The following is a 12,735-nucleotide window of genomic DNA, read 5'->3' as shown; positions in this document are numbered from 1 at the left end:
GAATATGTGGATTAGTGTGATTAGTCTTTTTCCTGAAATGTTTCGCGCTATTACCGATCACGGGGTAACTGGACGAGCAATTAAAAATGGCATTATTAGATTTTACAGTTGGAATCCACGTGATTTTACACGTGATCGGCACTGCACTGTAGATAAACGTGTTTATGGTGGCGGTCCTGGCATGTTAATGATAGCGCAGCCATTAAGAGACGCTATCCGAACTGCTAAAGTAGCAGCAGGCTCAGGTGCAAAGGTAGTGTATTTATCACCTCAAGGGCAAAAGCTGGATCAAAAAGGAGTTTCGCAATTAGCAAAATATCAAAAATTAATTTTAGTTTGTGGTCGATATGAAGGGATCGATGAGCGTATTATTCAAAGTGACATTGATGAGGAATGGTCTATTGGAGATTATGTTCTCAGCGGAGGAGAGCTGCCAGCCATGATACTTATTGATTCAGTTTCTCGCCTATTACCTGGTGTTTTAGGTAAAAAATCTTCAGTTATACAGGATTCTTTTGTCAATGGTCTATTAGACCACCCGCACTACACTAGACCAAAAATATCAGAAGGGGTACAAGTGCCATCTGTTTTATTATCAGGAGATCATGCTACTATTAAGCGCTGGCGGATGAAACAGTCAATAGCTCGTACTTGGCTTCGAAGACCTGAGTTGTTGGGCAGTGTAGAATTAACTCAAGAGCAAGAGTTTTTGCTTAATGAGTTCCAAGATGAGTATATAAAATCAAAAATATAGTATAAAAAATAACTGTTTTAAAATTATTAACTAACATACAATTATGGTGACATAATGAATAATATCCTTGATCAGATTGAAAAAGAGCAACTTAAAAAAAATATACCCTTTTTCCGTTCTGGTGATTCTGTAGAAGTAACGGTATGGGTGTTTGAAGGTATAAAAAAACGTTTACAAGCTTTTGAAGGTGTTGTAATTTCTATTCGTAATCGCGGACTGAACTCTGCATTCACAGTGCGCAAGATAGCTAACGGAGAAGGTGTAGAGCGGGTTTTTCAAACTCATTCTTCTATGATTGATAGAATTATTATTAAACGTCGTGGTGCTGTGCGTAAGGCAAAATTATATTATCTCCGTAATCGCACTGGTAAGGCAGCTCGAATCAAGGAGCGTCTCAGTTGATGAGTCAAGATTGTGAATTTGTGTGATTTATTTTATCAGTGTACGGGGTATTCAAATAAGATTTATTGATCTTATGCGATTAGTAAAAATAAAGTTTAAGTGTGGTAAAAGTTAAATCAGAAAGGTTTATTTTTAGAAATAAGAGGGTTTTTGTTATTAGGTTTTGCATATATCCGTGTAATGTTCATTACTTGAAAGCGTTATATTGTGATACATTCTAGAGTGAAAAATTTGGAGATTTATAATGAATAATAGATATAAAATATAATCATAATATTTTTTATCACTTGGCTACTATCAATGTCTGATATTTAGATAATGTAAAATATGAATTTTTATTTTTATCAGAGATTTAATCATGTTAATAAGTGTTACATGTAATTACCAAAAAGTGATTTTTTTATATAAAGACTAGATGGCTATCTTTTTCTATAAAATTTGTATTATAAATACATTAATATATAGTGCTATTTGATATTTTAGAAGTTAAATTTTCTTCTTAATGAGTTGTTGTTAAACACTTATCATTTTAGTATAATAGATTGCTAATCTTAACCATTATTTATCGTAATACATACAACAATATTATGCAATAATACATGCTTGATTAGTATCAAAAAACTTATTTTTCTCTAGTCAAGGAGAAATTTTCTTCATTATTTTTCATGAGAAAAATCTATAATTTTACCATAACTCTGGATACAATATTAAAACTTTTTATTTTTAAAAATTAAAATATAACATTATATTAGATTTTTTTAAAAATTTTAATATAAAAAATAACGTAGTGTTTTCTAAATTTTTTATGGATGATAAAATATAAATATATTATGTGTATAGCGTCAAACTAGAGGAACAGGCTGAGATTCATATAACTCCTTAGTAATATTTTTGTGTACCATGTTCATAAAAAAAATCATACCTCTCTGTTCACACACGTTTTACTCTTCTGGTTTATATATGAGCACTTATTTCATTGGCGATATTCATGGTTGTTATAATGAGTTACAGTTATTACTATCTCAAGTAAAATTCAATCCTGACATTGATCAGCTATGGTTAACTGGCGATTTAGTTGCTCGTGGCCCTCATTCTCTGGAAGTATTGTGTTTTTTACAAAGACTAGGCAAGTGCGTCAAACTAGTTTTAGGAAATCATGATTTGCATCTTTTGGCGATTTATGCAGGAAAACGTCGCAATAAACCAAAAGATCTTCTTAATAAATTGCTATCATCTAATAAGATTAAATCACTTATTGATTGGTTACGATGTCAGCCTTTAGTTCAGATTGACGAAGCACGTAAGATTATAATGTCTCATGCAGGAATCACGCCTCAATGGGATATTCAAACAGTTAGAATGTGTGCAACTGAAATTGAGTTAATTCTTAGTTCTAATAGTTATCAGCTATTTCTTGATGCAATATACGGGGATTTTCCAAACTATTGGTCACCGCAGTTAACTGGAATTGAACGCTTACGTTTTAGCATTAATGCCTTGACACGCATGAGATATTGTTTACTTAGCGGCGGATTAGATATGACTGTAAAAGAATTGCCTGACCAGGTAACTCCTTCTTTGAAGCCATGGTTTAAACTCCCAAGAAGTATTTCCAATGAATATACTATTATATTTGGACATTGGGCAGCACTAGCGGGTGGATGGGTACCTCAAGGCGTTATTGCATTAGATACTGGCTGTTGTTGGGGAGGGTGTTTAACGATGTTACGTTGGGAAGATAAAAAGATATTTGTACAATCTGCTCTTAACTCTACATAATTAGATATTTAATTTTAAAAGAGGTGCTCTACAGGTATTTCTTGTTCATATAATTAGATCTTCTTATTGAAGATAACCAGATAGAGCAATCTAACTTTATAGGTATGGATATATTTTTTATAATAGGATATCATTAAGTTTTTATATATAAATTTTTCTATAACATTCAATAATTTTAATTGATTCTTTTAATATAGTTTATCTAAAATGGTTAATGTGCAGGGTATATCCAATAGCATGAACTTAAATCTGCTAGTGATAAGTCAATAGATTTGTTTGGAACGCTATATATTTAGAGAATATTATTAAACCTTAACATACTCATAGATCTATGATCTTCTATTTTTTTAGTATGATAATAATTTTTGTATATATAATATATAATGTTAGATGACTTGAAGGTTGTATTTTTAATTTTATTTTGATCTATGAAAAGGGGTCTGGAACAATCGCTAACCAGGGGGTAAGTATCAGAAAGAGGTCTCATGATGTTAATTTATATGATTTATATATTTTGTATATTTAGTTATGCTTTATATAATTGTATAATTTAATACAAAAATAAGTGATAATTTTTATTATCATAGATATGATTTAATATAGAGTTAATTCTAATATTTATTAAAAATAAATTGATATTCTTTGATATAGAGTGATATATGTATGAAATGATATCGTTTCACCAAAGATATTTGGTATTATAACAAATATATGACCAGTTAGGATGTGTATTGATCGATCATTTATTATTCCACTTATTATGCAGTGCATTGTTATGAATAAAATTTAGAAATAGCTTTTTAACTTTTTAAGTATATTTCGTAGATTATTTACCTTAAATATTATTATCTGGAATTTAAAATGTTAATATATTATGAACGTTTCATCATATCAAAAAACTCATCATTAGTTTTACTCATGGCTAATTTATTCATAAGAAACTCCATAGCATCAATTTCTCCCATTGGGTGAATAATTTTACGTAATATCCACATTTTCTGCAACTCTTCAGCAACTGTGAGTAATTCTTCTTTTCTTGTTCCAGAGCGATTATAATCAATAGCTGGAAAGACGCGTTTTTCAGCAATTTTACGTGCTAAATGTAATTCCATATTGCCAGTACCTTTAAATTCTTCATAGATAACTTCATCCATTTTAGAACCAGTATCTACTAAAGCAGTTGCAATGATAGTCAAACTACCACCTTCTTCTACATTACGTGCAGCTCCAAAAAAGCGCTTGGGTCTATGCAGGGCATTGGCATCCACACCTCCGGTTAATACTTTGCCAGAGGCGGGAACTATAGTATTATAAGCACGCGCTAAGCGTGTGATTGAATCAAGTAAAATGATAACATCTTTTTTATGTTCCACTAAACGTTTTGCTTTTTCAGTGACCATTTCTGACACTTGCACATGACGTAATGCAGGTTCATCAAAAGTAGATGCTATCACCTCACCTTTGACTAAGCGTTGCATTTCAGTTACTTCTTCTGGGCGTTCATCAATAAGAAGAACCATCAAAACACATTCAGGATGATTATAAGCAATGCTTTGTGCAATATTTTGGAGTAATATTGTTTTTCCAGCTTTAGGTGGGGCAACAATTAAACCACGCTGGCCTCGACCAATAGGAGCAGCCAGATCTAGTACACGAGCAGTTAAGTCTTCAGTAGATCCATTTCCTCGTTCCATTCGTAAACGAGAATTAGCATGTAATGGTGTTAAATTTTCAAATAAAATTTTATTACGTGCGTTTTCTGGTTTTTCATAATTAACTTCATTTACTTTTAATAGCGCAAAGTAGCGTTCTCCCTCTTTTGGTGGTCGAATCTTTCCGGAGATTGTATCACCAGTACGAAGATTAAATCGTCTAATTTGACTAGGAGAAACATAGATATCATCGGGGCCAGCAAGATAAGAGCTGTCACTAGAACGCAAAAAACCGAATCCATCCTGTAATATTTCAAGGACTCCGTTTCCGAAGATATCTTCGCCACTTTTTGCGTGCTGTTTAAGTATAGAAAAAATAATATCTTGTTTACGCATACGGGCTAGGTTTTCGAGACCTATATTCTCACCCAGAATGATGAGATCGGAAACCAAAGTATTCTTTAAGTTGGTAAGATTCATAATTTTTGGTTCTTAGTTCTTAATCTTGGGGTGGATATCGAATAATTGATAATAAAGCAACATAAGGATTAAAAATCTCTTCCTGTTTATATGAGTGCCTAGATTTGAAGTTCGCCCAAAGATGGAATGTAGAAAAGTACATATATAAAATGAGGCAACGGTCAGAAAACAAAAACCTAATTAACCCTAACCATTAATCTTCTGCATGTTAATGAAAACTTAGATGAATGTTTGCTAAAACTGAAGCGTATCCTATATGTGAGATAAGGATAAGAGTACAATTATATTGCATGATTAACCATAACACGCTTCGCTCTGACCGTCTAGCGGTAAGAGAAAAATTTACATCTTAACTGCAGTGTGAATTTAAAAATTCATTAAGGTTACCCTTAGATAATATCCCCACCTTAGTATCAAGCAAAAGACCATTTTTAAAAAGTAGTAAAGTTGGAATGCTACGAATGCCATATTTTAGTGTAGTATTAGGGTTCTGATCAACATTAAATTTTGCAACTATTAGTTTTTCTTTATATTCTATAGCTATTTCATCTAGTATAGGGGCAATCATTTTACAGGGGCCGCACCATTCTGCCCAGAAATCAACTAGTATTAAACCCTCTGTATTTAAAATAATACTATCAAAATTTTCATCAGTTAAATGAATCATTGTATCTATCCTTTAAGTTTTAAAAGTATCTCGTCTAATTATAATACATAAATAATATTAGGTGCGACACATATTATGCATGATATTACAAATTACATAAATCAGTGACTATGAACAATCTTTATAGTAAGTATTTTTTGATTTCTTTGTATCAGGAGCACTATAAAAATATGTTTTATTTTAAATTTTTAAAAAATCAGTGAATTACCTTATTGTATTAAATATTTATTAATAGATATCATATCTATAAAAGTCACATAGTGTAAACTATCTATTTAAATAAAATTTGTCTCACAAAGTAAGATAATAAATAGATAATAAATTATTATTTAGTTGATATTACCTATAGATAAATAGGTTATATATAAAATATAAAATGATTATTATTGATTTTTTATCTCTTTTAGGCCATAAAATGGAGCGCTATTACCTAAGGCCTCTTCAATACGGATAAGTTGATTATATTTAGCAACACGATCGGATCGACTCATAGAACCAGTTTTAATTTGGCCTGCAGAAGTGCCAACTGCAAGATCTGCAATAGTGACATCTTCAGTTTCGCCAGACCGATGAGAGATGATTGTACTATATCCTGCGTTTTTAGCCATCTTAATAGCTGCTAACGTTTCGGTTAATGAACCAATTTGGTTTAATTTTATAAGAATAGAGTTTGCAATACCTTGATTAATACCTTTTTTTAATCTTTTAGTATTAGTTGTAAATAAGTCATCACCTACGAGTTGAATTTTATCACCCAATACTTGCGTCTGATAGATAAATCCAGACCAATCAGATTCATCTAAACCGTCTTCAATAGAAAGAATAGGATATTGTCTAGTAAGATCAGTTAAAAAGTGTGTAAATTCTGCTGCAGAAAAGACTGTATTATTTTCTCCAGTTAGGTGATATTTGCCATCCTGGTATAACTCAGAAGCAGCACAGTCTAATGCTAAAGTAATGTCTTGACCTAATTTATAACCTGCTTTTTTAACTGCTTCAGTGATCAAATCTAGTGCATTTATAGTAGTGTTTATGTTAGGAGCATAACCACCTTCATCGCCAACTGTTGTGCTCATATTTTTTGCACACAATATGTCTCCAAGTGCGTGAAAAATTTCAGAGCCAATACGAACTGCTTCTTTTAATGTTTTTGCGCCGACAGGTTGAATCATAAATTCCTGTATGTCTAGATTATTATTAGCATGTTTACCGCCATTAATAATATTTATCATAGGTAAAGGCATGGAGAATTTTCCTGAGGTACCATACAGATCTGATATATGTTCATATAAAGGGACTCCTTTGGAGGCGGCTGCGGCTTTAGCATTGGCTAAAGAAACAGCTAAAATTGCGTTGGCACCAAACTGAGATTTGTTCTCTGTACCATCTAGATTGATCATGATCTGATCTATATTAGCCTGATCTTTAGCATCGTGACCTTTGGTGGCTGCAGCAATTACACCATTAATCGCATCTACAGCTTTTGTCACACCTTTTCCAAAAAAACGCAAAGCATCACCATCACGTAGTTCTAGTGCTTCATGAGAACCAGTGGAGGCTCCAGAAGGTACAGCCGCGAGACCAACAAAGCCTCCTGCTAGATGAGCTTCTACTTCTACTGTTGGGTTCCCGCGAGAGTCAATAATTTCTCTAGCTAGTAGTTTAATAATCTTCGACATTCTTAAGTTCCTTGTTGATTTTTTACATTGCTGTTGCAAACAAGAGATTATAAATAGATAATTAACATGATTGTAATTGTAAGTATGAACAACATTCTAATTATTTATATAGCCTATGTAGATTGCATCTGTAGTATTGCAGGACAAGTTTTTGTTTACTTTTGATTTTATTTTTTAAAATTTTTTTGGTATCGAAAAGCAGCTTGTATAAAACCTATAAAGAGCGGGTGACCATCTCTTGGTGTAGAGGTGAATTCTGGGTGAAATTGACATGCTAAAAACCAAGGATGACTTGGAATTTCAATAATTTCAACTAGTTCGTTATCTCCAGAATGACCAGTTACATGTAAACCGGCGCGTTCAATTTGCTTTAAAAAAATCTTATTCACTTCATAGCGATGACGATGACGTTCAATGATAATTTCGGAGCCGTATAAGGTATGTGCTAAGCTATGATGGACTAATTGGCATTGTTGGCTGCCTAGTCGCATCGTACCACCCAGGTTGCTTTTTTTGGTGCGCTGTATGATATTTCCTTGTGAGTCACGCCATTCGGTGATCAAGGCAACTACTGGATATTGACACTTAGGTTCAAATTCTGTTGAATGTGCGCCTGCCATGTGTACTACATTTCGAGCAAATTCAATGACCGCCACTTGCATTCCTAGGCAGATTCCTAGATAAGGCACGTGATTTTCACGAGCATACTGCACTGTGAGCAGTTTGCCATCTACGCCTCGAAAACCAAAACCACCAGGAATTAAGATAGCGTCTACATTTTTTAAGCGATCTGTGCCGCGAGACTCAATATCCTGTGAATCAATTAGGTCAATATTTACTGTTACGCGACTTTTTAATCCAGCATGTTTTAGAGCTTCAATAACTGATTTATACGCATCTGGCAGTGCCACATATTTACCAACCATTCCTATATGCAGTTCACCACAAGGATTTGCTTCTTGGTATACAACTTTCTCCCACTCTTCTAAATCTGCTTCTGGCGCATGCAAATTAAAACGTTTACAGATGTAGTCATCTAGTCCTTGTGATTTTAATATACCAGGGATCTTATAAATAGAATCAACATCTTTAAGAGATATGACTGCTTTTTCAGAGACATTACAAAATCTTGCAATTTTTTTACATTCATTTATTGGCACACTAAAAGTAGATCTGCAAATGAGAACATCTGGCTGAATACCAATTGATAGCAACTCTTTTACTGAATGCTGTGTTGGTTTAGTTTTTACTTCACCTACTACCGCTAAATATGGAACTAGCGTTAGGTGTATATACATAGTATGCATACGGTCGACATCTACTGCCATTTGGCGGATAGCCTCTAAGAATGGCAATGATTCAATATCACCAACAGTGCCTCCGATTTCTACTAAAACCACACCATAACCGAGACCCCCTTCAGTAATCTTTTCCTTTATGGCATTGGTAATATGCGGGATTACTTGAACAGTAGCCCCCTGATAATCTCCGCGTCGTTCTTTATGTAGAACATCTGCATAAATGCGACCAGTAGTGCAGTTATTTCGACGACCCATTCGGGTTCTAATAAAACGCTCGTAGTGTCCAAGATCTAGATCAGTTTCGGCGCCATCACCGGTTACGAATACTTCACCATGTTGCGTTGGGCTGATTGTTCCTGGATCAACATTAATATATGGATCTAGTTTGATAATAGTTACGGGTAAACCACGCGCTTCTAGAATAGAAGCTAAAGAACCTGCAACAATACCTTTACCTAGAGAAGAAACTACTCCGCCAGTGATAAATATATAATTTGTTGTCATACTTAACCTTAATCTGAGAACAATAATAATGAGATTTATATCTAGACAAGATAACAAGTATTTATAAAACTATTGGCATTCTCAGAACTGCTTTTTAGGTTTGGCGTAATCGTGCATCAAGTTATTAATATTAAAATAAGATAATATATTATTAATATAATCTAATTATGATTGTTATTTCTAATAATAATATTGCTTGAATACTTCTATATATAGTAATAATTATGGTTTCTGGAAGATAAAAATACATGAGATTCTATAGATAATCTATATTATATGACGTATGATAGTTTATCACACTACCGAATATTCTGGTAACACAAATAGAAGCTTACATCTAGTTATTATATGAATGATTAGAAGTTTTCTTATGAATTTTTAGAATTTTTTGATTCTGTTTGTAAAATATTTGTGTCACTAATATACTAGTATAGTATACCTAATTTATATATTATGATAATACAATACAAAGTTCTTGGATTTAAGTATTTTACTTTATGTGATGGCATAAAATGATCATTTTGAATGCTTAAAATTATTCTCTGATAGTAATTTTTCTATAATCTGTAAGTATATAATATTTATAATTTTTTACAAAAACACTGTATAAAAATAAGTATATACAATTCAACATTGTATTCTAGAGTACAGTTGAATCTTATGAGGATAAAGTTAATGATGTTATAGAATATTTTTCTTTAAAATAATGCTTTTTTATAATAACATATATCTTAGGAATAATTATTCTTTTAACAAAAAATAAGCTTTATTGATACAATTATTAAGATATTTATAGTAAAATACTAAAGCGCTACATTAGAATTAATATGTAAATATATTGTTTTAGTGTAAAAGCAATATTTTATAATAATAAATTATTTACGATTCTAGATAGATATAAATGAGGTTATCAGTAGTATTTTAAGATAGAGTAATATAATCATATCAAAATTTTATTGAATACAACTCATATATTTTTATAAATCTTACTGGCAGGTTGCTTTAAAATAGTAACTGCGGAAGATAAACAAAATACATATAAAATCATCATATATATTATATATATACCCTCAGTAATATATCTATTGAAATCTAAAATCTGATTATTTAATCTTTTAACGCTTACGATTTTTAAAAAATTTTTAATGCATTTTGTAATTGCTTGCATGATAGATATCAATAGAAAATGACTTATTTAAAATAAGTAACACAATAGATATTGTTCGTATGGTATAAGTAATTATTGTTCTTTCTAGGTGACTAGTCTGTTTTCATTGCAGAGTCTTTAAAGATTTTATTACCTCATATCTCTCAATAGACCTTGTTTTTTCAAAAAAATAAGTAAAATAGAAATAATCGCTGGAGTAATGCCAGATATACGTGATGCTTGGCCGATTGATTCTGGTTTATATTGTATAAGCTTAACTAACGCCTCATTAGATAATCCCTTTATTTGATTATAATCTATATGAATTGGAATAGGGGTGTTTTCGTTTTTTCTGTGCTTATCAATTTCTTGCTGTTGACGAAAGATGTACCCTTCATATTTTATTTGGATCTCGACTTGTTCGGCAGCCTGAGTGTCAGATAACAAGGGACCACATTGATCTAATTGCATAAGTTTTTGATATGTAACTTCTGGGCGTCGTAATAGCTCTTCGCAATTAGTTTCTTTTATAACTTCTCCATTAATGATAGCATTGATTTGAGATATATCTTTTGCACGAGGAAAGACTCTTGTGTCTCTTAGTCTCTGGCGCTCTTTTTCAATGTTTTCTAGTTTTTTGTTTAAATGCAACCAACGAGCATCGTCAATTAAACCAAGTTCACGACCAACGGCGGTTAGTCTGAGATCAGCGTTATCTTCTCGTAACATAAGGCGATATTCGGCACGAGCTGTAAACATACGATAAGGTTCAGTAGTCCCTCTAGTGCATAAGTCATCTACTAGAACGCCTAAATAAGCCTGATCACGCCTTGGCTCCCAGCCATTTTGACCATCTATAAACTGTCCTGCATTGAGACCAGCGAGAAGCCCTTGTGCTGCGGCTTCTTCATAACCAGTTGTGCCATTAATTTGACCAGCTAAAAATAGTCCGTGAATATACTTGCTTTCTAGAGTTTTTTTAAGATCACATGGATTAAAAAAATCATACTCCACAGCATAACCAGGGCGAATAATTACTGCATTATTCATACCCTTTATAGAGCGAATCATATCAATTTGAACATCAAAAGGTAGGCTGGTAGAAATACCATTGGGATAAATTTCATTACTATTTAAACCTTCAGGTTCTAAAAAGATCTGATGTGCATGACGATCAGAAAAACGTATAATTTTATCTTCTATTGAGGGGCAGTAGCGTGGCCCAATACTTTCAATAGAGCCATTATATATCGGGCTACGATGAAGATTACGACGAATGATGTCATGAGTCTTTTCATTAGTATATGTAATATAACAAGGGACTTGTCGAGGATGTTGAGATATTTTTCCTAAAAATGAAAAAACAGGTAGAGGCGTGTGACCGTGCTGTGGTTGCATGATATTAACATTGATACTTTTTGCATCAATCCGAGGTGGTGTGCCTGTTTTAAGGCGACTGACGCGTAGCGCTAATTCTCGTAAACGAAACGCTAATGCGTTAGAAGAGGGGTCTCCAGCGCGCCCCCCTGGATAATTTTTTTTGCCTACATGAATCTTAGCATCTAGAAAAGTGCCAGCAGTTAAAACTACAGCATTAGCTCGAAATTTAATTCCTATTTCTGTTACTACACCAATAATGTGATTATTTTCAATTAATAAATCTTCTACAGCTTGTTGTAGCACTAATAAATTTGGTTGATTTTTTAATGCAGCATGAATAACCTGACGATATAGTAGGCGATCAGCTTGAGCGCGAGTGGCGCGTACTGCTGGCCCTTTGCTAGCATTGAGAATTCTAAATTGAATACCGGATCTATCAATGGCTTTTGCCATTAAACCTCCTAATGCATCTATTTCTTTTACTAAGTGACCTTTTCCAATTCCACCAATTGCAGGATTACACGATAATTGACCTAATGTCTCGATATTATGAGTAAGCAATAACGTTTTTTTTCCTATACGAGCGGCAGCCATGGAAGCTTCAGTTCCAGCATGGCCGCCACCAATAACGATAATGTCAAAAATGTCTGGATAAAACATGATGTGGTATCTCGTGGTTTATAGCGAAAATAAACAGGTTTCAACAGTTTTGCATGTGCATGCATCCTTGTCGCCCGCATAGTAAAATACTTATTTCAAGGATAAATTTCTAATGAACACTTAGCTTAGTTTTTTAGAATGATAATATTTAGTCTTCATATCATAACGTCAGGTCACTGGTAAATTATTAATATGTTCTACATTATGGGTGCTAATATTATATTTAACTTTAATCACTTAATAACATTATTAAACTGATTAAGTTACTGGTGGTTCTTGTATGAATAAAATAAAATTTTATGAATAATATAATTCTATTTTTGTAGATAA

Annotated in this window: 8 protein-coding genes; 3 read left to right on the top strand and 5 right to left on the bottom strand. The window is 32.7% G+C overall.

The genetic code is table 11. The features are described from left to right. The first annotated feature begins 4 nt into the window (after positions 1-4). The 3 genes from trmD to apaH all read left to right on the top strand — a co-directional run bounded on the left by trmD (position 5) and on the right by apaH (position 2,935). Positions 5-754, top strand: coding sequence for a tRNA (guanosine(37)-N1)-methyltransferase TrmD (gene trmD, locus ERCISPPA3004_RS00040; RefSeq protein ID WP_157990113.1), 750 nt, complete (start codon positions 5-7; stop codon positions 752-754). A 54-nt stretch (positions 755-808) separates the two neighbouring features. Beyond that, complete coding sequence (gene rplS / locus ERCISPPA3004_RS00035) at positions 809-1,156, top strand: 50S ribosomal protein L19 (RefSeq protein WP_157990112.1); 348 nt, start codon at positions 809-811, stop codon at positions 1,154-1,156. Between the two features lie 960 nt (positions 1,157-2,116). Beyond that, positions 2,117-2,935, top strand: coding sequence for a bis(5'-nucleosyl)-tetraphosphatase (symmetrical) ApaH (apaH, locus tag ERCISPPA3004_RS00030; RefSeq protein ID WP_157990111.1), 819 nt, complete (start codon positions 2,117-2,119; stop codon positions 2,933-2,935). A gap of 872 nt (positions 2,936-3,807) precedes the next feature. On the opposite strand, the gene rho is transcribed toward apaH, so the two are convergent. From rho to mnmG, 5 genes are all read right to left on the bottom strand, one after another. Continuing rightward, positions 3,808-5,067, bottom strand: a complete 1,260-nt coding sequence (rho, locus tag ERCISPPA3004_RS00025) for a transcription termination factor Rho (RefSeq protein WP_157990110.1) — start codon at positions 5,065-5,067, stop codon at positions 3,808-3,810. A gap of 349 nt (positions 5,068-5,416) precedes the next feature. Next, entirely contained in the window at positions 5,417-5,734 is a 318-nt protein-coding gene (gene trxA, locus ERCISPPA3004_RS00020) for a thioredoxin TrxA (RefSeq protein ID WP_157990109.1), read from the bottom strand. A gap of 383 nt (positions 5,735-6,117) precedes the next feature. Further along, the gene (eno, locus tag ERCISPPA3004_RS00015) at positions 6,118-7,413 is read right to left on the bottom strand and encodes a phosphopyruvate hydratase (protein WP_157990108.1); all 1,296 of its coding nucleotides are present in this window, start codon (positions 7,411-7,413) and stop codon (positions 6,118-6,120) included. Positions 7,414-7,580: 167 nt separating this feature from the next. Further along, positions 7,581-9,218, bottom strand: a complete 1,638-nt coding sequence (locus tag ERCISPPA3004_RS00010; RefSeq protein WP_157990107.1) for a CTP synthase — start codon at positions 9,216-9,218, stop codon at positions 7,581-7,583. Between the two features lie 1,297 nt (positions 9,219-10,515). Next, positions 10,516-12,405 (bottom strand): tRNA uridine-5-carboxymethylaminomethyl(34) synthesis enzyme MnmG, encoded by a 1,890-nt coding sequence (mnmG, locus tag ERCISPPA3004_RS00005; protein WP_157990106.1) that lies wholly within the window; start codon positions 12,403-12,405, stop codon positions 10,516-10,518. Positions 12,406-12,735 lie beyond the last annotated feature (330 nt).

The sequence above is a fragment of the Candidatus Erwinia haradaeae genome (assembly GCF_900698995.1).
Lineage (GTDB): Bacteria > Pseudomonadota > Gammaproteobacteria > Enterobacterales > Enterobacteriaceae > Erwinia_E > Erwinia_E haradaeae_C.
The sequence above is the reverse complement of the archived record's forward strand: the minus strand, read 5'-3'. Positions and strand labels throughout refer to the sequence as shown.

Bases quoted from the DNA above. Each gene is read 5' to 3' on its own strand.
- mnmG (WP_157990106.1), bottom strand. From the start codon at position 12,405: ATGTTTTATCCAGACATTTTTGACATTATCGTTATTGGTGGCGGCCAT.
- trmD (WP_157990113.1), top strand. From the start codon at position 5: ATGTGGATTAGTGTGATTAGTCTTTTTCCTGAAATGTTTCGCGCTATT.
- trxA (WP_157990109.1), bottom strand. From the start codon at position 5,734: ATGATTCATTTAACTGATGAAAATTTTGATAGTATTATTTTAAATACA.
- ERCISPPA3004_RS00010 (WP_157990107.1), bottom strand. From the start codon at position 9,218: ATGACAACAAATTATATATTTATCACTGGCGGAGTAGTTTCTTCTCTA.
- apaH (WP_157990111.1), top strand. From the start codon at position 2,117: ATGAGCACTTATTTCATTGGCGATATTCATGGTTGTTATAATGAGTTA.
- rho (WP_157990110.1), bottom strand. From the start codon at position 5,067: ATGAATCTTACCAACTTAAAGAATACTTTGGTTTCCGATCTCATCATT.
- rplS (WP_157990112.1), top strand. From the start codon at position 809: ATGAATAATATCCTTGATCAGATTGAAAAAGAGCAACTTAAAAAAAAT.
- eno (WP_157990108.1), bottom strand. From the start codon at position 7,413: ATGTCGAAGATTATTAAACTACTAGCTAGAGAAATTATTGACTCTCGC.